Source organism: Actinomadura madurae (assembly GCF_047130825.1).
Classification (GTDB): Bacteria; Actinomycetota; Actinomycetes; order Streptosporangiales; family Streptosporangiaceae; genus Spirillospora; species Spirillospora madurae.
This window is the reverse complement of the sequence record NZ_CP083237.1, coordinates 8,259,458-8,281,834: the sequence shown is the minus strand read 5'-3', so window position 1 is coordinate 8,281,834 and position 22,377 is coordinate 8,259,458. Positions and strand designations below refer to the sequence as shown.

Genomic DNA, 22,377 nt, shown 5'->3' with positions numbered 1-22,377 from the left:
TCACCTCATGCCCCCGGTCACCGGCGACGCTACGCGCGAGCGCATCATCGACGCGGCCGAAGAGTGCTTCGGCCGCTTCGGCGTGGCCAAGACCACGGTCGAGGACATCGCCGCCGCGGCGAAGCTGTCGCGGGCGACCGTGTACCGGAGCGTCACCGGCGGGCGGGACGAGCTGATCCTCGCGGTGGTGGTCCGCGACCTGCACCGGTTCCTCGACCGGCTCGCCGAGCGGTTGCGCCGGGAGCGGTCGGTGTCCGAGGCGATCGTCGAGGGCACGCTGGACGCGGTCGAGTACGTCCGCGACGAGCCGGCCCTCGCGCATTTCCTCGTCCCGGAGGCGGCGGGGCACATGCAGGCGGCCGTGGCCGGGGCCGCCGAGCACGTGCTCGCGCTGTGCTGCGACTACGTCCGGCCCTATTTCGAGCAGGCGCAGCGGCAGCGCAGGCTCCGGCCCGACATCGAGGTGGAGGGGACCGTGGAGTTCCTCTTCCGCATCATCACCTCGCTGATCGTGATGGAACGCGACCGGGACGCCGACGGGCTGCGCCGCTTCCTGCGCACCTATGTCGTCCCGGTCATCGCGGCGCCATGACTCCGGCGAGCGGGTAGCGTCCAGTGAAGTCCAGGCGGGAGAAAGGCCGGCAACAATGAAGGACACGGCACACGAGATGCGGGGGAGCTCGGCCGTCCGGCCGAGTCCGGTGTTCCTCGCGGTCGTGGCGGCGACCGTCCTGTGCGGCCTGATCGCCTGGCGGTACGGGACGATTCTGGAACGGCCGGGACGGATCGCGCTGTTCGGGTTCGTGATCGCCGCCTGGATCCTGTCGCTGTCGCTGCACGAGTTCGGGCACGCGTACATGGCGTACCGGTCGGGCGATCGCAGCGTGGTGTCGAAGGGCTACCTCACGCTGAACCCGCTGAAGTACTCCGACATCACGCTGAGCTTCCTCATCCCGGTCGTGTTCATCATCCTCGGCGGCATCGGCCTGCCGGGCGGCGCCGTCTGGATCGACCGGCACGTGATCCAGGGGAAGCTGCGGCACAGCCTGATCTCGGCGGCGGGCCCGCTGTCGAACGCGCTGTTCGCCGTCATGCTCGCGGTGATCTTCAAGAACTTCGCCGACAGCGGGCACGCGCTGTTCTGGTCCGGACTGGCGTTCCTGGCGTTCTTGCAGGTCACGGCCGCCGTCCTGAACCTGCTGCCGATTCCGGGGCTGGACGGCTTCGGCATCATCGAGCCCTACCTGCCGCGCCATCTGGTGGACCGGGCGAACGCGTACGGCGGCTACGTCTTCCTCATCCTGATCGCGCTGCTGTGGCTCGGGCCGATCAACGAGGGCTTCTTCAACGTCATCTACTACATCACCGACGCGATCGGGCTGGGCGACTTCCCGTTCCGGGTGAGCGGCTCCATCGACCACTTCCCGATCGAGCTGGGGCACTACCTGTTCCAGTGGTGGAACGACTAGTCCGCGACCGCGACGAGGTGCCGGACGATGCGGCGCAGTTGTTCGGCGTAGCGTTCCTGGAACTCGGGTGATCCCGGGTCCATGCCGAAGACGCGGCGGACGGCGAGCGGATTCGTGACCGGCGCCGACACCATCGCCATGACGGCCAGCATGACCGCGCCCGGGTCCAGGTCGGCGGGCAGTTCCCCAGCGGCCTGGCGGCGTTCGAGGTCGGACAGGTCCTCCCGCTCGCCGGACGGGACGTCGTCGAGGTTCTCGGTGAGGCCGCGCCAGGCGTTCAGCCGTGTTCCGCGCGGGTCGTCCAGGACGTGCCGCAGGTACCGGATCACGATCTCGTCGAACGGGACGGACGGGTCGTTGAACTCGGCCTCCCGCTCCAGCCAGCGCCGGCCGAGCGCGCTGTACAGGCCCTCCTTGCCGCCGAAGTAGTAGTTGATCAGCTGCTTGTTCACGCCGGCGCGGTCGGCGATGTCCTGGACGCGGGCGCCCGCGAACCCCTTGGCGGAGAACTCCTCCAGCGCGGCGTCCAGCAGCAGGCGCCGCGACCGCTCGGCGTCGAGGGTGCGCTCGTCCGGGGCGGGGGCGCGCCGCGCGCGCTTCGTCGTCTCCGTCACGGACCCCATCGTAACCGCTCGGCTGATCTCTTCACCCAACCGGCTGGTTGACAAGTTTATCCATATGGTTGAACCTGGTCGCCATGATTCTTGTGACCGGAGCGACCGGAAACGTCGGACGCCATCTCGTCGGCGAACTGCTCACCGCGGGCGCCAGGGTCCGCGCGCTGACCCGCGATCCCGCCCGAGCCCGCCTGCCCAGCGAGACCGAGGTCGCCCGCACCGGCGACATGCCGCTGGACGGCATCTCGGCGATCTTTCTCAACCCGGCCGTGTTCTGGCACGGCTTGGACGATCTGCTGTCCCGCGCCGTCGAGCACGGTGTCCGGCGGGTGGTCATGCTGTCGTCGGCCGCCGCGCTGGACGACGACGCGGCGAATGAGCTGGCCGTGCACCACCTGAAGATCGAGCGGGCGATCGAGGACTCCGGGCTGGAGTGGACGTTCACGCGTCCCGGCGAGTTCTCGTCCAACGCGCTCGGCTGGCGGGAGGCGATCCGCGCCGGCGACCCCGTCCGCGAGCCTTACGCGGCGGCCCGCAGCGCGCCGATCCACGAGCGCGACATCGCGGCCGTCGCCGCGAAGGCCCTGCTCACCGACGATCTCCTCGGCGCCAGGCCGGTCCTGACCGGGCCCGAGGCGCTCACCCACCCGGAGATGGTCGGGCTCATCGGCGAGGCGACCGGCCGCCCTGGGCGCTTCGAGGAGATCACTCCCGAGGAGGCGCGGCGGGAGATGCTCGCCCACCCCTACATGCGCGAGGGCCTGGTGGACGTCCTGCTCCGCCTACGCGCGAACTCGGTCGACCATCCGGCCGAGCCGTCCCCGGAGGTCGAGCGCATCACCGGGCGCCCGGCCCGGACGTTCAAGGAGTGGGCCGCCGACCACGCCGACGCCTTCTGCTGACCAGCAAGCCCCCGCGGAGCGTCGACGAGGGGAGGAGCCGGAGCCGGCCAAGGGGGCGAGCGAAGGAGCGGGACATGAACGCCACCCTGACCAGCCTTGCCGACCTCGCACACGCCGGACGCGCGACCCGGCGACCGACGCGCCGAGACCGCGGGCGGCGCGGCGGTGCCCGGTGTCGACTGGTGTCCTGCGCCAGCTCCCAACACGGCAGCCGGGGCACTGGGGCCCCAACACCGCCCCACTACACCGACTCGCTGACTCACTGCCCCCGACCCACTGACCCCCGACCCACTGACCCCCGACGCGCCGAGCCCAACTCACCGAGCCCGACCAACCGAACCCACCCGACCGAACCCGCCCCACCGAACCAACCGCTCGAACCCAACCAGCCAAACCCGACCGACCAAACCCAACCGGCCAAACCCGACCGATCAGGCCCGACCGATCAGGCCCGACCGATCAGGCCCGGCCAACCAAGCCCGGCCACCCAAGCCCGGCCAACCGAACCCGGCCAACCGAACCCAACCGACCGAACCCAACCGACCGAACCCAACCGACCAGACCCGACCGACCAGACCACCTGCCGCCGACCACGTTGGAGAGCGCGACCAGGGCGGGGCCGCCCCCGTGGCCCCGGCCTAGTCGCGGTTGTTGGTGGCCGTGATCTCCTGCAGCGCCCACTCGAACCAGTCGCGGCGCATCGCGGCGAAGCGTTTGCCGTACTCGATGACCAGTCGTCCGTAGACGGACAGGTCGTCGTCCCCCCAGTCGATGTCCTTCTCCAGGGCCTTCAGCTCGTCGAGGTACTCGCCGAGTCCCTCCTTGTGCCTGCGGAGATATCTCTGGGCCTCGTCCGGCTCGACCAGTCCGAGGAAGAAGACCCGCAGCAGCGCCTCGTCCCGCCGTCCGACCTTGGCCGGGACGTTCACCAGCCAGTCGTGCAGCTCGGCGCGCCCGGCCTCGGTGATCCGGTACGCCTTGCGACCGCGGGGCCCCTCCTCGGCGACCTCGATCAGCCCGGCGTCGGCGAGCTTACCCAGTTCGCCGTAGAGCTGGCTCTGCCGGGCCGGCCACACGTTCCCGAGCGAGATCTCGAACACCTTCAGCAGGTCGTACCCGCTGGCACCGTCCATCTCGGCGATGAGCCCGAGCACCGCATGTCGCAAACTCATGTCCTGCAGTGTACAGGTCAGTGTTGACATGTCGAAAGAGGATTGTCTATGTTCGACATGTCAAAGTTGGAATGTCATCGGGAGTGCCGGACCGTGCCGAAGTACTACGCCAGAACGTTCCTCCCCTGGATCCTGCTCGCCGTCGGCAGCGGTTTCGACGTCCGGGCCGGAGCCGTGACGGGGCTCGTCGTCGCACTGGCACTCCTCGCGCACGATCTCCGCCGGGGGCACCGCGCCGACTCCCTGATCCTGGAGATCTCCACGACCGTCTTCCTCGCGGCGCTGACCGTCGCGGCGTTCGCCGCCCCCGACTCCCCACCGATGGGCTACGGCGCCTCGCTCGCGATCGGCTGGCTGGGCGTCACGGCCTGGGGCACGCTCCTGCTCGAACGCCCCTTCACCGAAGGAATCGCCCGCCGTAAGGTCAGCGCGGAGGTAACCGCGACCGCCGGGTTCCGGCACGTCAACCGCGTGCTCACCGCCGTCTGGGCGGTGAGCTTCACCGTCATGGCGGTCGTGCTCGGCTGTGTCCAGTACTGGTCGCCGGACAGCACGGCACTGCTGGTCACTGTCAAGATCGCCGGGTTCACACTCCCGGCCGTCTTCACCGCCCGTTACCCCGAGATCGTCCGGAGGCGCCACCTCACCAGGTCCGGCGCACCTTCTCCGGAGCCGGAGCCAGAGCCAGAGCCGGAACCCGAGCCGGCGACGGCGTCCTCTCCGGAGCCCGAACCGTCCTCCCGCTGACCCCACCCGGGAAAGGAGCACGAGATGAGCGAGAACACCGCCGACCGTCCCGCCGCCTGGCTGGAGGGGCAGCTGGCCCCCGTAGCCGACGAGATCGTCGCCCGCGACCTGCAGGTGACGGGCACCCTGCCCGCCGCGCTGACCGGCCGGTACTTCCGGAACGGGCCGAACCCGAAGCCCGGCGAGCCGACCCGGCACTGGTTCAGCGGCCACGGCATGATCCACGGCGTCCGGCTGAACGACGGCCGCGCCGAGTGGTACCGCAACCGCTGGGTCAGGACGGACATGTTCACCAAGGGCACGCCGTTCCTGCGCGAGGACCTCACGTTCGACCGGCGCTCGGTCCAGGCCAACACGCACGTCATCCCGCACTCCGGCAAGATCTGGGCGCTGGTGGAGGTCGGCTTCCCGTACGAGATGACGCCGGAGCTGGAGACCGTGGGCCCGTGCGACTTCGGCGGCCGGCTCACCACCGCGATGACCGCGCACCCGAAGGAGGACCCGGTCACCGGTGACCTGCTGTTCTTCGGCTACGGCGTCTTCGAGCCGTACCTGACCTACCACCGCCTGACCGCGGACGGCACGCTGGCCGAGAGCCGCGTGATCGACGTCCCCGGGCCGACGATGATGCACGACTTCGCGATCACCGAGAACCATGTCGTCTGGCTCGACCTGCCGGTGGTGTTCGACGCCGAGCTGGCGCTCTCCGGCATGGCGGGACTCCCCTACCGGTGGGACGACGGCTACGGCGCCCGGCTCGGCGTGATGCGGCGGGACGGCACCGGGGACGTCCGCTGGTTCGACGTCGACCCGTGCTACGTCTTCCATGTCGGCAACGCGCACGAGGACGCCGCCGGCCGGATCGTCCTGGACGCGGCGCGCTACCGTCCCGAGAACTTCACCGCCCTGTGGACGCACATCGGCGGCACCGCCCACCCCTCCGTGGCTGCGGCGCGGTCCGACACCGCCCGGCTGCACCGCTGGACCCTCGACCCCACGACCGGCAGGGCGGCCGAGGAGCAACTGGACGACCGGGGCGTGGAGTTCCCGACCCTCGACGACGCCCGCACCGGCCGAGCGAACCGCTACCTGTACATGGTCGCCGGGGACCGGACGACCGCCGGCAAGGAGATCGTGAAGTACGACCTGCGCGGCGGCTCGTCGGCGGCGCACGTCTGCGAGGGCGCCACGCACGTCGGCGAGGCCGTCTTCGTCCCGGCGCCGGACGCCCGCGCGGAGGACGAGGGCTGGATGCTGTCGGTGGTCACCGGCGACACGGCGTCCGAGCTGCGGGTGCTGGACGCGGCGGACCTCTCGCACGTCGCGAGCGTCCACCTGCCGCGGCGCGTTCCGGCCGGATTCCACGGAAGCTGGATCCCCGACGCCCGGATCGGGGCCTAGGGTGATTTACTAGCCGGTACAGCCGCGCAAGCACTCACTTACAAGGCTCCTCCCGGGAGGTTCCTCATGTCCGTGGCCACGGAGAACACCGAGACGTTCGCGTCCCTGAACCCGGCCACCGGCGAGGTCGTCGCCGAGCATCCCGTCCAGGACGCCGCCGCCGTCGCCGCGGCCGTCGAGCGCGCCCGGGAGGCGGCCGCCTGGTGGCGGGCCCTCGGCTGGAAGGAGCGCCGCCTCCGGCTGCTCAACGTCAAGGGCTCCCTCACCCGCAACCTGGGGAGGATGGCCGAGCTCATCCACCAGGAGACCGGCAAGCCGGTGCAGGACGCCCAGCTTGAGACGATCATGGCGATCACGCACCTGGACTGGGCCGCCCGCAACGCGCAGAAGGTCCTCGGGCCGCGCTCGGTCTACCCCGGCCTCATGGCGATCAACCAGCGCTGCGTGCTGGAGTACCAGCCGCTCGGCGTCGTCGGCGTCATCGGCCCGTGGAACTACCCGGTCTTCACCCCGATGGGCTCGATCGCCTACGCGCTCGCCGCCGGGAACGCCGTGGTGTTCAAGCCGTCCGAGTACACCCCGGGCGTCGGCGTGCTCCTCGCCGAGCTGGTCGACGCGGTGATCCCCGAGCACCCCGTGCTGCAGACGGTGACCGGGCTCGGCGAGACGGGGGCGGCGCTCGCCTCGTCCCCGCACGTCGGCAAGATCGCCTTCACCGGCTCGGCCCGCACCGCCAAGCGCGTCATGGCGGCCTGCGCCGAGAACCTCACCCCGATCGTCGCCGAGTGCGGCGGCAAGGACGCCTGCATCGTCGACTCCGACGCCGACCTCGACGCCGCCGCCGACGCCGCGCTGTGGGGCGCCATGTCGAACGCCGGCCAGACCTGCATCGGCGTCGAGCGCATCTACGTCGTGGACGAAGCGTACGACAGGTTCCTCGGCACGCTCACCGAGAAGGCCCGCGACCTGCGTCCCGGCTTCGATCGGGAGGCGGCCTACGGGCCGATCACGATGCCGTCGCAGCTCGACGTCATCGAACGGCACATCAAGGACGCCCTCGCCAAGGGCGGCAGGGCGGTGGTCGGCGGCGCCGAGTCCGTCCGCAAGCCCTACGTGGAGCCGGTCGTGCTGACCAACGTGCCGGACGACTCGTCGGCGGTGTGCGAGGAGACCTTCGGCCCGACGATCACCGTCCACCGGGTCAAGGACATGGACGAGGCGGTGGAGAAGGCCAACAAGACCAGCTACGGCCTGGCCGGGACGATCTTCTCCGGGGACAGGTCCCGCGCGATGGAGACCGCCCGCCGGATGCGCTCCGGCATGACCTCCATCAACGCGTTCGCCGCGTTCGCCAGCGTCGCCGCCCTGCCGTTCGGCGGCGTCGGCGAGTCGGGCTTCGGCCGCATCCACGGCGCGGACGGCCTGCGCGAGTTCGCCCGGCCGAAGGCCATCACCCGCCAGCGGTTCGCGACGATGAACCTCACCTCGTTCGCCCGCTCCGAGAAGGAGATGGCCCGCGTCCTCGGCCTGATCAACATGATCCACGGCCGCCGCTACAAGCGCTGAGCGGCGCCCCCGGCGAAGTCCCGCCTCCACCGCCCACCGCGGGCCGCGTCACGCGGGCGCGGTCGGGGGGTGGGGCGGGGGGGCGCCTAGACTCCGGGGCATGGGCTCAGAGACGTTCGGCGCACCTGCGCGCAGCCGCCTCCAGGCGTCCCTGGGCGCGATCTCCCCGCCCCCGCAGGGCTTCCGGCCGTTCGCCGACGGCGACGTCCCGGCGCTGGCCGCCCTCATGTGGGACGCCTACCGCGGCACCCCCGACGAGACCGACGTGGGCGACCTCCAGGGTGCTGTCCGCGAGCTCCACCTCACGCTGGACGGCGAGTACGGCACGTTCCTGCGCGAGGCGTCGTTCGTCACCGACCACGAGGGGCGTCCGGTAGGGGCGGCGCTGGTCACCCTCTACCAGGGCCTGCCGCTTCTCGCGTTCCTCTTCACCGCCCCGGTCCACGCGGGACGCGGTCTGGGCCGCGGACTGGTCATGGCGACCATGCACGCCCTGGCCGAGCAGGGCCACGACACCCTCACCCTGGCCGTGACCCGCCGCAACCGCCGCGCCCGCCGCCTCTACGACCGCCTCGGCTTCATCGAGGTCGCCTAGAGTCGCACCTGTCGGCCCGTGTCCGGCCCAGCCGACCCGTATCCGGCCGTGCCGGGCGCGTGTCCCGTGCCGCCGCCCGCGAAAGGACTCCGCGACCATGCAGCAGACGATCACCGCCGCGAACGCGCTGGCCGAACGGTGGGCCGCGACCTGCTCCGGCGCGTCCACCGTCATGGCGGGTCCCGGCGCGTGGCCGCTCCTCGCGCTGCTGGCGTCCGCCGCGGACGGCCCCGGGCGCGGCGAGCTCGAAACGGCCGTCGGACTGGACGCCCCGGCCGCGGGCCGTGCGGGGGCCGAGCTGCTGGCGCTCCTCGGCGACGCGCCCGCCGTCCGGTCCGCGCTCGGGCTGTGGACGCGGCTCGACGTCCCCATCGAACCGGCCTGGGCGCCGCCCGCGACCGCGCACGGCATCCTCACCGGCGAACCCGCCAAGGACAAGCGCGATCTCGACGCCTGGGCGGCGGAGCACACCGGCGGCCTCATCCGGTCCATGCCGATCAAGATGGAGCCGGGGACGCTGCTGGTCCTGGCGTCCGCGCTCACCGTCCGGACGCAGTGGTTCGAGCCCTTCGACACCTTCGACGGCGACGCCTCCCTCTACCGGACCACGCAGCACCTGGAGGACGCCAGGGTCACCGACGCGCCGGACGGGCCGGTCACGCTCGTCCGCGTCGCGGGCACCGACGACGTCGACGTCCATCTCGTCCGCGGCGACCAGCCGCCCGGCCAGGTGCTCAAGGCCGGCTTCGGCACGCTCGACGGCCGCCGCCCCGCCACGACCGCGGGCGACCTCCCCGAAGGGACGCCCGCCCCCGGCGTCACCGTCTGGTTCGAGGAGGCGATCTGGCCGACGCCGCAGTTGCGGCTCACGCTGCCGGCCTTCGAGGTCACCGGGGCGCACGACCTCCTAGGCCTGCCGGACGTCTTCGGGCTCGCGTCCGTGCGGGACACGTCCCGCGGCCACTTCCCCGGCATCAGCACCACCCCGCTCGCGATCGGGCAGGCCCGGCAGAACGCGCTGGCCCGCTTCGACGCGGAGGGCTTCGAGTCCGCCGCCGTCACCGCGGTCGGTGCCCTCGCCGGCTCCGCCGCCCCGTTCGGCGATCCTCACCTGGCGAAGCGGGTCTCCGTCACGTTCGACCCGCCGTTCGGCTTCCTGGCCGTGCACCGCCCGTCCGGTCTGGTCCTCACCACCGGCTGGGTGGCGGAGGCCGGCGCGGCCTAAGCCTCACCCGGACGGGACGTCCCGCCTAAGGCGGTCTGAGGCGGCGGAGATAAGGCGTCGTCCCAATGTGGGGCACGGGGTCTTAGGACGAACCTTGTACATGTCGGGCCGAGAGGGTCCGGCAGGGACAAGGAGAAGCAGATGCTCAGCCAGGAGTTCATGAGGGTCGTCATCGAGGACCGCGTGCGCGAGCTCCGGGCCCAGGCGAAGAACACCCGCCGCGCCCGCATCGCCAAGGCGCTCAAGCGCTGACCACCGCGGTCCACCGCGGTCCACCGCCCGGACGACCCGAACCCGCCGACGACGCCGAGAGGGAAAGCGACATGACACGCCCCGAGTTCAGCAACATGATCATCAAGGACCGCGTACGGGTGCTGCGGAGCGAGGCGAAGAACGCGCGCCGCGCCCGCCGCATCGCGAAGGCCCGCACGCGGTGACGCCCGCGGCCTGTACGGCACCGGCCACGCCCCCGTCCTCGGACGGGGGCGTTTCTCATTTCGGGGCGTTCGCCGGCGCGAGCGGGGTACGGCCGCGGATCAGGTCGGCGGCGCGCTCGGCGATCGCGATGGTGGGGGCGTTGGTGTTGCCGCGCGGGACGGCCGGCATGACCGAGGCGTCCACCACCCGGAGGCCCTCCACGCCGCGGACCCGCAGCTCGGTGTCGCAGACGGCGCCGTCCCCGCCCATCGCGCAGGTGCTCGTGGGGTGGAACAGCGTCGCGGCCTCGCGGCGGACGAAGTCGACGACGGCCTCGTCCGACGCGGCCTGCTCCCCCGGCGCCCACTCGCCGCCGACGAGGGACGCGAGCGGGCCGGTGGCGGCGATCTCGCGGGCCTGCCGGACCCCGGCGACCAGGATGTCCAGGTCGGCCTTGTCGGCGAGGTAGGCCGGGTCGATCAGCGGCTTGGCGTACGGGCTGGCGGAGCGGAGCGTCAGCGTGCCCCGGCTCGCGACCGCGATCGCGGTGACCATGACCGACAGCAGCCGCTCGGACGACTCGGTGAGCCCCTGGTCGACGAACGGCGTGGGGAGGACGTGGTACTGCAGGTCCGGCGCGGGCAGCCCCTCGACCGTCCGGACGAACCCGCCCGCCTCCGCGACGTTGGACGTGTACGGCCCGCGCCCCAGCGCCTGGTACAGGGCGAACGAGCGCGCGTTCGCCAGCTCCCAGAGGGCCTTGGTGCGCGGCGTGGCGAACATGACGTTCACGAACGGGTGGTCCTGGAGCCGCTGGCCGACCGGGGAGTCCGCGACGACGTCGATCCCGAGCGACCGCAGATGACCGGCCGGGCCGATCCCCGACAGCATCAGCAGCTGCGGGCTGTTCACCGCGCCGCCCGACAGGATCACCTCGGCCTCGGCGCGGACCGACCGCGTCTCGCCGCGCGCCTCGTACCGGACGCCGGTCGCCCGCCCGTTCTCGATCGTGACCCGGGTGACGAGCGCGTCGGTCACCACCGTGAGGTTCGGCCGGTTCTCGATCGGATGCAGGTACCCGGCGGCGGCGGACCAGCGCCGGCCGCCCTTGCAGGTCACCTGGTAGAAGCCGACGCCGTCCTGGTCGGCGCCGTTGAAGTCGGGGTTGGCGGCGAGCCCGTACGCCTTGGCCGACTGCACCCACGCGCGGGTCAGCGGGTGCCGGTAGCGGGGGTCCTCGACGCGCAGCGGCCCGCCGACCCCGTGGTAGGGCAGATCGCCGCGCTGCTGGTCCTCGGCGCGGCGGAAGTAGGGCAGCAGGTCCTCGTAGCCCCAGCCCTCGCAGCCGTAGGAGTCGCGCCAGGTGTCGTAGTCGTAGCGGGCCCCGCGGATGTAGATCATCGCGTTGGTGGACGAGCTGCCGCCGAGCGTCCGCCCGCGCGGCCAGTACACGCTGCGGCCCGCCGCGTGCTCCTGCGGGACCGTCGCGTAGTCCCAGTCGTACGGGCCCTTGATCAGCGACGCCACGGCGGCCGGGATGTGGATCTCCGGGGCGTCGTCGGGCGGTCCCGCCTCCAGCAGCAGGACCTTCAACGACGGGTCCTCCGTCAGCCGGGCGGCGAGAACGCAGCCCGCGCTGCCCGCTCCCACGATGATGTAGTCGTACACGGCGGCCTCCGGGTTCTTTCCGGAACCCTACCCAACGGGCCTGCGGCGACCGCACGGCTAGGCTGCTGCCCATGGCGAAGAACATGGCGGAGGACGGAGCGAAGGACAGGGCGGAGAACGGGGCGGAGAACGGGGCGGAGAACGGGGCTGGGGACAGGGCGAAGAACCGGGACAATCCCGTCGTGCTCTCCCGGATCTACACCCGCACCGGCGACGACGGCACCACCGCGCTCGGCGACGCGTCCCGCACCCGCAAGACCGACCCGCGCCTCGCCGCGTACGCCGACGTCGAGGAGGCCAACGCCGCGATCGGCGCGGCCCTCGCCCTCGGCGCCCTGCGGGACGACCTGGCCGCGCTGCTCACCCGCGTCCAGAACGACCTGTTCGACGTGGGCGCCGACCTGTGCGCGCCCGTCGTCCCCGACCCGCAGTACCCGCCGCTGCGCGTCGAGCAGTCCTACGTCGAACGGCTGGAGGCGGCCTGCGACGAGCACAACGCGGACCTGCCCGCGCTGCGCAGCTTCATCCTCCCCGGAGGAGCGCCCGGCGCCGCGCTCCTGCACGTCGCCCGGACGGTGACGCGCCGCGCCGAGCGATCCGCCTGGGCTGCGATCGAGGAGCACGGCACGGGGGACGACGGCGGCGTGAACCCGTTGACCGCCACCTACCTCAACCGGCTGTCCGACCTGCTGTTCATCCTGTGCCGCGTCGCCAACGCCGAGCACGGCGACATCCTGTGGAAGCCCGGCGGCGAACGCTGACCCGCCGATCTCCCGCGGAGGACCCCACGTGCACGGGGTGGGGCTAACCCCACCCCCGGATGACCGGCTCCCCTCCTGGTGTCACCGCCGCCACCGGAGCAGGCTTGTCATGCACGGGTGCACGGAGACGGGTGCACGGAGACAACGGGAGTGACCACGTGAGGACCCTGACGATCACCGCCGGACTGGCGGCCGCCGCGGCGGCGCTGGCCGGCTGCGGCAACCTGAGCGTCGGCACGCACCACGAGAACCGCTCCTACACCGCGCCCGCCGGCGTCACCACGCTGAAGATCAAGTCGCACGGCAGCCGGGTCGTCGTCACCGCGACCGACACCTCGACGATCAAGGTCTCCGAACGGCTCCGCTGGACGAACGAGAAGAACAAGCCGAAGGCCAAGCACGTCACCGACGGCGGCACCCTCACCCTGTCGTCCGAGTGCGGCAACCAGGTGATCGGGTACAGCGGCTGCGGGGTGTCCTACCGCGTCCAGGTGCCGCGCTCCATGCCCGTGGACATCAACGGAGAGGACGGGACGATCGTCGCGTCCGGGCTCAGCGGGACCGTGCGGCTGCACAGCTCCAACGGCTCCATCGACGCGACGGGCCTGAACGCGACGGCCGCGACGATCACCTCCAGCGACGGCTCGGTGCGCGTCACGGGGCACGCCGGAACCGCCCGGCTGAGCAGCGAGAACGGCACCATCGACGCCCGCGGGCTGTCCGGCGACCGGCTGAGCGCGAGCACCCGCGACGGCATGATCCGCATGCGGGGCACCTTCCCGGTCGCCGATCTCCACACCGACAACGGCTCGATCGACGGGCGCGGGCTGTCCGGCGACCGGATCACCGCGAAGTCGCGGGACGGCTCCATCGACCTGCGCTTCGGCACGGCGCCCACCGCCGTCACCGCCACGACCGACAACGGCTCGGTCCGCCTCCACCTCCCGCCCGGGGAGCGCTACGCCATCGACGCGTCCACCGACAACGGCGGCAAGAGGATCGACCCGCTCATCCGCCAGGACTCGGATGCCAAGCGCCATATCAAGCTCAGCACCAGGGACGGCGCCATCACGGTCTTCCCCTCCCCCTGACCGGACGGCACGGGGCTCCGGACCGCCGCGCCGCCGCGCCGCCGCCTCAGCGGAGCAGGTAGGCGCCCCGCCAGAGCGGTGTGGAGGACGGGGCGGACGACGAGCCGCGGCCCAGGTCCAGGCGGGCACCGCCGTTGACGGCGACCGTCGTCCGGGCCAGGTGCTGGAGAACGTGGGCGATGGCGTCGGTGTTGCCGTCGAGCAGTTTCCGGTTGACGTTCCCCAGCCGGTCGCACTTGCGGTGATAGCAGGGGTCGTAGGCCGCACCGGCCCTGCCGCCGAACATCGCGGCCTCGGCGGAGGTCTTGCGCCCGCCGGCGCCGGTGGCGATCCCGCCCGCCGGGATGCCCCGCTCGATGAACGGGCCGTAGTCGGAACGCCCGTTGAACTCCGCCTCCGCCGTGGCCAGCCCGCGCCGCTTGAAGTACTCCCGGAACATCCGCTCGATCGCGCCGGACCCCGCGGGCGCCCGCGTGCCCGCACCTGACGAGTGGTCGCCGTCGTAGACGCCGCGGACGCCGTTCGGCGAACCGAGCATGTCGAAGTTGAGGTTCAGGGCGATCTTCTCGCGGTCGGCACGCGACAGCGACCGCACGTAGTGCGCGGACCCCCGCAGGCCCTCCTCCTCGGCGCCCCACCACACGAACCGCACCCGGTTGCGGACGTTCCCCGCACCCAGTTCCCTGAACTTCCCGGCGATCGCGAGCAGCGCCGCGGCACCGGTGCCGTTGTCGTTGATCCCCGGGCCCGCCGGGACGCTGTCCAGGTGCGCGCCGGCCACCACCACGTTGCCGGCCCGCCCGCGCGCCGTGTCCGCGATCACGTTGGCCGACGACCGCTTCCCGTGAACCGTCTTCGTCTTCACGCGCAGTCTCAGGCCGCCCTTCCGCGCCGCCTTCACCATCGCCTTTCCCAGGCTGTGCGTGGTGCCGACGACCGGGATCCCGGACGGCTCCGACACCGTCCCGTTCACCGGCCCCTCCGCCCCCGGCCGGTTGTAGATCACCACGGCGGACGCGCCCGCCGCCTTCGCGTTCGCCGCCTTCACCTCGAACGTGCAGGTCCCCCGCTGGAGGAGGGCGATCGCGTCCTCGGCGAAGCGCTTGAAGTCGGCCTTCTGGCAGCCGCTCGTCCCGTCGCCCTTGGCCGGGGCATCGACGGGCTCGGCCCGCGCGGTCACATCGCCGGAACCCGAGTACGCGAGCGTGAGGAAGTCCTTCTCCCAGGCATAGGACGCCGCCGACGGCGCCGTCCGCGCGAGCACCGGACGGCCCCGCTCGCGCCAGTACGGGTACTTGAACCTCTGCACCTTCGGCGTGAATCCGGCCCGCCGCAGCTGCCCGACGACGTACTTCACCGAGACGTCGTAGCCGGCGGTCCCCGCCGCGCGGTTCCCGCCGTTGTAGTCGGCGATCTCCTGGAACGCCGTCAGGTGCGCCCTCACGTCCTTCAACGTCACCATCGCCGCCAAGTCGCGGCGGACCGGCGCCGCGTCGGCCGCGGGCAGCGCGGCCGGCAGGAAGAGGGCGGGCACCGCGACGGCGGCGCCGGTGAGGAGCTTGCGCACGAGCACTCCAGCGGAGGGAGTAGGGAGCTGACCAGCGCGATCCTCACCGCCAGCCCCGCCCCCCTCAAGCATCGCGGCCGCAACCACACCGCTTCGATACCACCGCCTTACTCCCTCATTCCGGCCCCGCTTCTTCCGGACCCGCTCACCTCGGCCCCGCTCAACCCAGACCCGCTCAACCTGGACCAATTCACCCCGAACCAGGCTCATCCCGGGCCCGCTCATCCCGGGCTGGCTCACTCCGGGCCGACTCAACCCAGGCCGACTCAACCCGAGGCGACACCCCGGAGCGACTCACCCGGGACCGCTCCCCCGGGCCGAGTCAGCCCGCACCGCCCAGCCCGCGCCGCCCAGCCCGGGCCGACTCACCCCCGACCGCTCACCCCGACTGCCCAGCCCGCGCCGCTCCACCCTGGGCCGACTCACCCCGGACCTCTCAGCCCGGATCGCTTCACCCGGGCCGCTCAGCCTGGGCCGCTCAGTCTGGGCCGTTTATTCGGGGGAGTGTAGGTCTACTGGGAAGCCGGGCGGGGCCGCCTCTAGCCACGCGAGGAAGCCGGTCAGTGCTGCTGCGCCCATCGCCAGCTCCACCGTCAGGTCGCCGTCCTTGACCTCGATGACGGTCACGTCCGGTAGCAGCCCCTCCGCCTCGTCCGGGTCCGGGTCGCGGCGGTTGGACACGACGAGGCCCCGGCGGTGGATCACCTGCCGGGGCCGTCCGCGGAAACCGAACACGCGGTGCCAGTGCAGCTCGTCGCCCTTGTAGCGGCCGATGCCGAGGCGCCAGACCCCGGGGGCTCCGCCCTCCTGGGACAGTTCGCGCAGGCTGCACTCCACCGTCCCGCCGCCGCGGGTGAACAACCGCCGGCGCACCGCCATGAAGACGAACAGCAGCGCCGCGACGAGAACGAGCGCGGCGAGCACCCCGCCCACGTCCAGTGCCAGGTGCTCGCCCAAGTCCCCCGCCGTCCGTCAGTCCCGCCGCGCGCCTAGGCCTCGATGCCCGCCGCGCGCAGCCGCGCCCGGGCCCGGCGCTCCGGCGTCCCGCTGTCGGCCTCCGCCGACAGCGCCGCGTCCAGCGCCTGCCGGGCGTCCTGGACGTCGATCTCGTCGCCCCGCTCGACCTGCTCCGCCAGCACCGACACCTCGTCGGCGGCGACGGAGAAGAACCCGCTGCCGACCGCCGCCAGGATCGGCTCGCCGCCGTCCGCCGGCTCGATCTTCACCACGCTGCCGTCCAGGAGGATGCCCAGCACCGGGGCGTGGCCCGGCAGGATGCCGAGCGAGCCCTCGATGGTCTGGGCGACCACCGTCCTGGCCTCGCCGGACCAGATCTCGCGCTCCGGCGAGACCAGCCCGACCTTCAGGGTTGCCACGTCTGTCTCCTCCGACTACTGGAGCGGTTCCGGCGGGGCCGCCCCGGGCGCGCGGCCCGGGGACGGCCCCGCCGGAGCGGACTACTTCTCCAGCTCCTTGGCCTTCTTCTCCACGTCCTCGATGCCACCGCACATGAAGAACGCCTGCTCGGGGAGGTGGTCGTACTTGCCCTCGGCGAGCGCCTTGAAGGAGGCGATCGTCTCGTCCTTCGGCACCGTCTCGCCGGGCTGCCCGGTGAACTGCTCGGCCACGTACATCGGGTGCGACAGGAAACGCTCGATGCGCCGCGCCCGCTGGACGGTGACCTTGTCCTCTTCGGACAGCTCGTCGATGCCGAGGATCGCGATAATGTCCTGCAGCTCCTTGTACTTCTGCAGGATCCGGATCACTTCCTGGGCGACCTCGTAGTGCTCGTTCCCCAGCACCTGCGGGTCCATGATCCGCGAGGTGGAGTCGAGCGGGTCCACCGCCGGGAAGATGCCCTTCTCGGAGATGCCCCGCGACAGCGTCGTGGTGGCGTCCAGGTGCGCGAACGTGGTGTGCGGCGCCGGGTCGGTGATGTCGTCGGCGGGCACGTAGATCGCCTGCATCGAGGTGATCGAGTTACCGCGCGTCGAGGTGATCCGCTCCTGCAGCACGCCCATCTCGTCAGCCAGCGTCGGCTGGTAGCCCACCGCGGACGGCATGCGCCCGAGCAGCGTGGACACCTCCGAACCGGCCTGCGTGAACCGGAAGATGTTGTCGATGAACAGCAGCACGTCCTGGTTCTGGACGTCGCGGAAGTACTCCGCCATCGTCAGCGCCGACAGCGCCACCCGCAGCCGGGTGCCCGGCGGCTCGTCCATCTGGCCGAACACCATCGCGGTGTCCTTGAGGACGTCCGCCTCCGCCATCTCCACCCAGAGGTCGTTGCCCTCACGGGTGCGCTCGCCGACGCCGGCGAACACCGAGGTGCCGCCGAAGTTGCGGGCGACGCGGCGGATCATCTCCTGGATGAGGACGGTCTTGCCCACACCCGCGCCGCCGAACAGGCCGATCTTGCCGCCCTTGACGTACGGGCACAGCAGGTCGATGACCTTGATGCCGGTCTCCAGCATCTCGGTCTTGGACTCCAGCTGGTCGAACGCCGGGGCGCGGCGGTGGATCCCCCAGCGCTCGTTGATCTCCAGCGACGCCGTCGGGACGTCCAGCGCGTCGCCGAGGGCGTTCCACACGTGGCCCTTGGTGATGTCGCCGACCGGCACCGCGATCGACTCGCCGGAGTCGACCACCGGGGCCCCGCGCACCAGGCCGTCCGTCGGCTGCATGGAGATCGCCCTGACCATGTTGTCGCCGAGGTGCTGGGCGACCTCGAACGTCAGGGTCTTCTCCTCGCCGCCCAGGCTGACCTGCGCGTTGAGGGCGTTGTAGATGTCCGGGATGGCGTCGGCGGGGAACTCCACGTCGACGACCGGGCCGATGACACGGGCGACGCGCCCGGTCGCGGTCGCCGTCTCTACCTGAGCAGTCATTGTCACTCCCCGCCAGACTCGGCGAGCGCGTCAGCGCCACCGACGATCTCGCTGATTTCCTGGGTGATCGCGGCCTGCCGCGCCTGGTTCATCTGGCGCGTGTAGACCCCGAGCAGTTCGTTGGCATTGTCGGTCGCCGACTTCATGGCCCGCCGCACCGCCGCCTGGAAGGACGCGGCCGACTGCAGCAGCATGTGGAAGATGCGGCTCTCGACGTAGTTGGGCAGCAGCATGTCGAGCGCCGCCTGCGCGGACGGCTCGAACTCGTACGCCGGCGGGACCGTGGAGGTCTCGGCCTCCGCGATCTCCAGCGGCATCAGCCGCGCGACCCGGACCGTCTGCGTCAGCATCGAGACGAACTCGGTGTAGACCACGTGGATCTCCCCGACCCCGCCCTCGGCGTCGGTCTTGAGGAAGTCCTCGGTGAGCCGGCGGCCGATCGCCTCGGCGTTCCCGAACGCGGGACGGTCGCTGAACCCGCTCCAGGTCTGCGCGACGTCCCGGTCGCGGAACCGGTACCAGGTGATGCCCTTGTTGCCGACGACGTACGGGACCGGCTCGCGGCCCTCGTCCCGCAGCGCCCTGATCAGCGACTCGGCCTCGCGGATCACGTTGGCGTTGTAGGCGCCGCAGAACCCGCGGTCACTCGTGATGATCAGAACGGCGCTGCGGGTGTCGGCCGGCTGCTCCTGCAGGAGCGGGTGGTCGATCCCGACATGGTGGCTCACCAGCGCGGTCAGGGCCTGCGTGATCTGGTCGGCGTACGGCTTGGAGGCCGCCACCGCCTGCTGGGCCTTGACGATCCGCGACGTGGCGATCATCTCCTGGGCGCGCGTGATCTTGGCGGTCGACTTGACCGTCTTGATCCGCTGCCGGAGTTGACGAAGCTGTGCGGCCATCGCCGTCAGTCCTTCTTGGCGCGGGTGATGGTCTCCTGCTCGACGTCCTCGGCCTCGATCGGTTCGACGGGCTCCTCGGCCAGCAGCTCGCCCTCGCTGGTCTGGAAGCCCTTCTTGAACTCCGTGATGGCGTTCTTGAGGCTGGTGAGGCCGTCGTCGGAGAGCTTGCCGGTCTCCCGGATGGAGGTCAGCAGGCCGGACTCCTCGCGCTCGACGTAGTCGAGGAACTCGCGCTCGAAACGGCGGATGTCGGCGACGGGCACGTCGTCCAGCTCGCCGGAGGTGCCCGCCCACACGGACACGACCTCCTGCTCGACCGGGAACGGGCTGCCCTGCGGCTGCTTCAGCAGCTCGACCAGGCGGGCGCCGCGCTCCAGCTGGGCGCGCGAGGCGGCGTCCAGGTCGGACGCGAACGCCGCGAACGCCTCCAGGTCACGGAACTGCGACAGCGCGAGACGCAGCGTGCCGGCGACCGTCTTCATCGCCTTGATCTGCGCGTCGCCGCCGACCCGGGAGACCGAGATGCCGACGTTGATCGCCGGCCGGACGCCCTGGTTGAACAGGTCGGTCTCCAGGAAGCACTGCCCGTCGGTGATGGAGATGACGTTCGTCGGGATGTAGGCCGACACGTCGTTGCCCTTGGTCTCGATGATCGGCAGACCCGTCATCGAACCGGCGCCCATGTCGTCCGACAGCTTCGCGCAGCGCTCCAGCAGCCGGGAGTGCAGGTAGAAGACGTCGCCGGGGTAGGCCTCGCGGCCCGGCGGGCGGCGCAGCAGCAGCGACACCGCGCGGTAGGCCTCGGCCTGCTTCGACAGGTCGTCGAAGATGATCAGGACGTGCTTGCCCTGGTACATCCAGTGCTGGCCGATCGCGGACCCGGTGTAGGGGGCGATGTACTTGTAGCCCGCCGGCTCGGACGCGGGGGCCGCCACGATGGTGGTGTACTCCAGCGCGCCGGCCTCCTCCAGGGAGCGGCGGACGTTGGCGATCGTGGAGCCCTTCTGCCCGATCGCGACGTAGATGCAGCGGACCTGCTTCTTCTCGTCGCCGGACTCCCAGTTCTCCTTCTGGTTGATGATGGTGTCCACGCAGACGGTCGTCTTGCCCGTCTGCCGGTCACCGATGATCAGCTGCCGCTGACCGCGGCCGATCGGCGTCATCGCGTCGATGGCCTTGATGCCGGTCTGCAGCGGCTCGTTCACCGACTGCCGCTGCACGACCGTGGGGGCCTGCAGTTCGAGCGCGCGGCGCTCGGTGCTCTCGACCGGTCCCTTGCCGTCCAGCGGGTTGCCCAGCGCGTCCACGACGCGGCCGAGGAAGCCGTCGCCGACGGGGACCGAGAGGACCTCGCCGGTCCGGCGGGCCTTCTGGCCCTCCTCGATCTTGCTGAAGTCACCCAGGACAACGGCGCCGATCTCACGCACGTCCAGGTTCAGAGCCAGGCCACGGGTACCGTCCTCGAACTCGATGAGTTCGTTCGCCATCGCGGACGGCAGGCCCTCGATGTGGGCGATCCCGTCGCCGGAATCGACGACGGTGCCGACCTCTTCGCGCGCGGCGGCCTCGGGCTCGTACGACTGGACGAAGCGCTCCAGCGCGTTCCGGATCTCATCCGGACGGATCGTCAGCTCCGCCATGATTCCTCTCTTGCTCCCTTTGGGTAGCTCCGCCGGCGGTTCAGCCGGCGCCGAGCCGCCGCCGGACGTCGTCCAGCCGTCCGGCGATCGTGCCGTCGATGATCTCGTCCCCGAGCTCGATCGACAGTCCGCCGATCACCGTGGGGTCGATCTCGATGTTCAGGTGTACCTCGTGGCCGTAGGCCGCGGCGAGCACCGCGGCGAGCCGCGTCCGCTGCCCGTCCGACAGCGCGGCGGGCGTCCGGACGAGCGCGACCAGCCGCTGCCTGCGCTGGGCGACGAGCCGCCCGTACTCGGCGAGCCCGCTCTCCAGGCTACGTCCTCGGGGACGCAGCACCAGTTCGGTGACCAGCGTCAGCGTCGCGGGGGTGACCTTGCCGTCCAGCAGCGCGTTCACCAGGCCGAGCTTGCGCTCGCCGGGCAGGCCCGGGCCGGCGAGGGCGCCGCGCAGCTCGGGCTCCCCCTCGATGACCCGGGAGAACCGGAACAGCTCGTCCTCCAGGTCGTCGATCCGGCCGTCGGCCTCGGCGCGGGCGGACTCGGCGGTGACCGCGAGGGCCTCCACCGCGTCCGACAGCTCCGACGGCTTCGACCAGCGCAGCCGGACGACGTCGGCGACCAGCCCGAGAGCGGCCGGCGACACCTTGCCCTCCAGCAGGATCTGGACGAGCTGCGCCTTGTCGGCGCCGTCGCGCGCCGGGTCGGAGACCGCCCGCCGCAGGCCGTGCTCGCGGTCGACCAGGTGCAGCACCGCGAACAGGTCGCCGCCGAGCCGGGCCAGGTCGGCGGAGGGAATGACGGCCTCCAGCCGCTCCTTGGCCTCGGCCAGCGACGCCCTGCTCACCGCTCCCGTAATGGTCATGGCGTGACCTGCTCCTGGGTGCGGGCGCGCTCTTCCAGTTCCTCGAGGAACCGGTCGACGACCCGGCTCTGCCGCGCGCTGTCCTCAAGGGACTCGCCCACGACGCGTCCGGCCAGCTCGACCGACATGGCACCGATCTCGGCGCGCAGCGACTGCAGCGCCTGCTGCCGCTCCGCCTCGATCTGCGCCTTGGCGCTCTCGACGATCCGGCGCGCCTCGGCCTGAGCCTGCTCCTTGGCCTGCGCGATGATCTGCGCGCCCTGCTCCTCGGCCTTGCGGCGCTCGTTGGACGCCTCGACCGCGGCCGACTTCTGCTGGGCCTTGTACTGCTCGAGGACCTGCTGGGCCTCTTTCTGTGCCTGCTCGGCCCGCTCCAGGCCGCCCTCGATCGCGTTCGTCCGCTCCTCCAGGGTCTTCTGGAGCCGCGGGACGAGGATCCGGCCGAGGACGACCATGACGACGACGAACGAGAAGATGCCGACGACGAGCTCGAACGGGTGCGGGACGAGAGGGTTGTTCTCCTCCGCCGCTAGGACGGAAGCTGCTCTGATCATGTCTGCAGCCCTTCCTCAGATGGGACCCGTGGTCAGATGCCCTGGAAGATGAAGGGCGCGACCAGGCCGATCAGGGCGAGCGCCTCGGTGAGGACGAAGCCCAGCAGCATGTTGGTGCGGATCACGCCGGTCAGCTCGGGCTGGCGGGCGATGGCGTTCACGCCCTGACCGAAGATGATGCCGATGCCGATGCCCGGGCCGATGGCCGCGAGGCCGTACCCGATCGAGGTGACGTTACCTTCGACGGCGGCGAGGACTCCCGTCATGGGTTCATTCCTTTTCTGTCGGCCGGCGGAGGCTCCGCCGGTCTGGGCTTACGAGATGGTCGGTGCGGGG

The 22,377-nt window shown here is 71.5% G+C and carries 22 protein-coding genes; 10 read left to right on the top strand and 12 right to left on the bottom strand.

Translation table 11 applies throughout. The features are described from left to right. The first annotated feature begins 7 nt into the window (after window positions 1-7). Both K8Z49_RS38495 and K8Z49_RS38490 read left to right on the top strand, forming a co-directional pair. Window positions 8-592: a TetR/AcrR family transcriptional regulator gene (locus K8Z49_RS38495; protein ID WP_021596307.1), complete on the top strand. Its 585-nt coding sequence runs from the start codon at window positions 8-10 to the stop codon at window positions 590-592. 55 nt (window positions 593-647) lie between these two features. Further along, complete coding sequence (locus tag K8Z49_RS38490; RefSeq protein WP_021596308.1) at window positions 648-1,469, top strand: site-2 protease family protein; 822 nt, start codon at window positions 648-650, stop codon at window positions 1,467-1,469. Here the strand turns inward: K8Z49_RS38490 and K8Z49_RS38485 are convergent. Next, on the bottom strand, window positions 1,466-2,083 hold the full coding sequence (locus tag K8Z49_RS38485) for a TetR family transcriptional regulator (protein ID WP_412516496.1): 618 nt from the start codon (window positions 2,081-2,083) through the stop codon (window positions 1,466-1,468). The two genes, K8Z49_RS38490 and K8Z49_RS38485, sit on opposite strands and share 4 nt — an antisense overlap. A gap of 83 nt (window positions 2,084-2,166) precedes the next feature. On the opposite strand from K8Z49_RS38485, the gene K8Z49_RS38480 reads away from it, so the two are divergent. Beyond that, window positions 2,167-2,988, top strand: coding sequence for an NAD(P)H-binding protein (locus tag K8Z49_RS38480; RefSeq protein WP_412516495.1), 822 nt, complete (start codon window positions 2,167-2,169; stop codon window positions 2,986-2,988). A 638-nt stretch (window positions 2,989-3,626) separates the two neighbouring features. Here the strand turns inward: K8Z49_RS38480 and K8Z49_RS38475 are convergent. After that, entirely contained in the window at window positions 3,627-4,160 is a 534-nt protein-coding gene (locus K8Z49_RS38475) for a PadR family transcriptional regulator (protein ID WP_412516494.1), read from the bottom strand. 48 nt (window positions 4,161-4,208) lie between these two features. Between K8Z49_RS38475 and K8Z49_RS38470 the strand changes: the two genes are divergently transcribed. The 5 genes from K8Z49_RS38470 (at window position 4,209) to K8Z49_RS38450 (ending at window position 9,694) form a co-directional block, all read left to right on the top strand. Next, on the top strand, window positions 4,209-4,907 hold the full coding sequence (locus K8Z49_RS38470; RefSeq protein WP_412516493.1) for a hypothetical protein: 699 nt from the start codon (window positions 4,209-4,211) through the stop codon (window positions 4,905-4,907). Window positions 4,908-4,931: 24 nt separating this feature from the next. Then, window positions 4,932-6,308, top strand: coding sequence for a carotenoid oxygenase family protein (locus K8Z49_RS38465; protein WP_412516492.1), 1,377 nt, complete (start codon window positions 4,932-4,934; stop codon window positions 6,306-6,308). A 66-nt stretch (window positions 6,309-6,374) separates the two neighbouring features. Beyond that, window positions 6,375-7,874: an aldehyde dehydrogenase family protein gene (locus tag K8Z49_RS38460; protein ID WP_021596314.1), complete on the top strand. Its 1,500-nt coding sequence runs from the start codon at window positions 6,375-6,377 to the stop codon at window positions 7,872-7,874. A gap of 100 nt (window positions 7,875-7,974) precedes the next feature. Continuing rightward, window positions 7,975-8,469 carry a GNAT family N-acetyltransferase gene (locus tag K8Z49_RS38455; RefSeq protein WP_075024650.1) on the top strand — a complete coding sequence of 165 codons (495 nt, stop codon included), beginning with the start codon at window positions 7,975-7,977 and terminating at the stop codon, window positions 8,467-8,469. A gap of 97 nt (window positions 8,470-8,566) precedes the next feature. Next, window positions 8,567-9,694, top strand: coding sequence for a serpin family protein (locus K8Z49_RS38450; protein WP_412516491.1), 1,128 nt, complete (start codon window positions 8,567-8,569; stop codon window positions 9,692-9,694). Between the two features lie 492 nt (window positions 9,695-10,186). On the opposite strand, the gene K8Z49_RS38445 is transcribed toward K8Z49_RS38450, so the two are convergent. Then, a complete protein-coding gene (locus K8Z49_RS38445) occupies window positions 10,187-11,779 on the bottom strand; it encodes a GMC family oxidoreductase (RefSeq protein ID WP_021596443.1) in 1,593 nt (530 codons plus the stop codon). Between the two features lie 71 nt (window positions 11,780-11,850). Here K8Z49_RS38445 and K8Z49_RS38440 point away from each other — a divergent pair, with 71 nt between their 5' ends. Both K8Z49_RS38440 and K8Z49_RS38435 read left to right on the top strand, forming a co-directional pair. Further along, window positions 11,851-12,540, top strand: coding sequence for a cob(I)yrinic acid a,c-diamide adenosyltransferase (locus K8Z49_RS38440; protein ID WP_412516490.1), 690 nt, complete (start codon window positions 11,851-11,853; stop codon window positions 12,538-12,540). A 158-nt stretch (window positions 12,541-12,698) separates the two neighbouring features. Continuing rightward, the gene (locus tag K8Z49_RS38435; RefSeq protein ID WP_021596445.1) at window positions 12,699-13,631 is read left to right on the top strand and encodes a DUF4097 family beta strand repeat-containing protein; all 933 of its coding nucleotides are present in this window, start codon (window positions 12,699-12,701) and stop codon (window positions 13,629-13,631) included. Window positions 13,632-13,677: 46 nt separating this feature from the next. Here the strand turns inward: K8Z49_RS38435 and K8Z49_RS38430 are convergent, their stop codons facing one another. The 9 genes from K8Z49_RS38430 to atpE form a co-directional block, all read right to left on the bottom strand. Next, window positions 13,678-15,198, bottom strand: a complete 1,521-nt coding sequence (locus K8Z49_RS38430) for a M28 family peptidase (protein ID WP_033331654.1) — start codon at window positions 15,196-15,198, stop codon at window positions 13,678-13,680. Window positions 15,199-15,690: 492 nt separating this feature from the next. Then, on the bottom strand, window positions 15,691-16,155 hold the full coding sequence (locus K8Z49_RS38425) for a DUF2550 domain-containing protein (RefSeq protein ID WP_021596447.1): 465 nt from the start codon (window positions 16,153-16,155) through the stop codon (window positions 15,691-15,693). A gap of 32 nt (window positions 16,156-16,187) precedes the next feature. Next, window positions 16,188-16,574 (bottom strand): F0F1 ATP synthase subunit epsilon, encoded by a 387-nt coding sequence (locus K8Z49_RS38420; protein ID WP_021596448.1) that lies wholly within the window; start codon window positions 16,572-16,574, stop codon window positions 16,188-16,190. Window positions 16,575-16,655: 81 nt separating this feature from the next. Then, window positions 16,656-18,086 (bottom strand): F0F1 ATP synthase subunit beta, encoded by a 1,431-nt coding sequence (atpD, locus tag K8Z49_RS38415; protein ID WP_021596449.1) that lies wholly within the window; start codon window positions 18,084-18,086, stop codon window positions 16,656-16,658. Window positions 18,087-18,088: 2 nt separating this feature from the next. Then, window positions 18,089-18,985 (bottom strand): F0F1 ATP synthase subunit gamma, encoded by an 897-nt coding sequence (locus K8Z49_RS38410; protein ID WP_250360517.1) that lies wholly within the window; start codon window positions 18,983-18,985, stop codon window positions 18,089-18,091. A 5-nt stretch (window positions 18,986-18,990) separates the two neighbouring features. After that, window positions 18,991-20,625: a F0F1 ATP synthase subunit alpha gene (gene atpA, locus K8Z49_RS38405; RefSeq protein WP_021596451.1), complete on the bottom strand. Its 1,635-nt coding sequence runs from the start codon at window positions 20,623-20,625 to the stop codon at window positions 18,991-18,993. 40 nt (window positions 20,626-20,665) lie between these two features. Next, window positions 20,666-21,487: a F0F1 ATP synthase subunit delta gene (locus tag K8Z49_RS38400; protein ID WP_021596452.1), complete on the bottom strand. Its 822-nt coding sequence runs from the start codon at window positions 21,485-21,487 to the stop codon at window positions 20,666-20,668. Further along, window positions 21,484-22,041 carry a F0F1 ATP synthase subunit B gene (locus tag K8Z49_RS38395; protein ID WP_021596453.1) on the bottom strand — a complete coding sequence of 186 codons (558 nt, stop codon included), beginning with the start codon at window positions 22,039-22,041 and terminating at the stop codon, window positions 21,484-21,486. Before K8Z49_RS38395 ends, K8Z49_RS38400 begins: the two co-directional genes overlap by 4 nt. A 32-nt stretch (window positions 22,042-22,073) precedes the next feature. Continuing rightward, window positions 22,074-22,307 (bottom strand): ATP synthase F0 subunit C, encoded by a 234-nt coding sequence (gene atpE / locus K8Z49_RS38390; protein WP_021596454.1) that lies wholly within the window; start codon window positions 22,305-22,307, stop codon window positions 22,074-22,076. Between the last annotated feature and the right edge of the window lie 70 nt (window positions 22,308-22,377).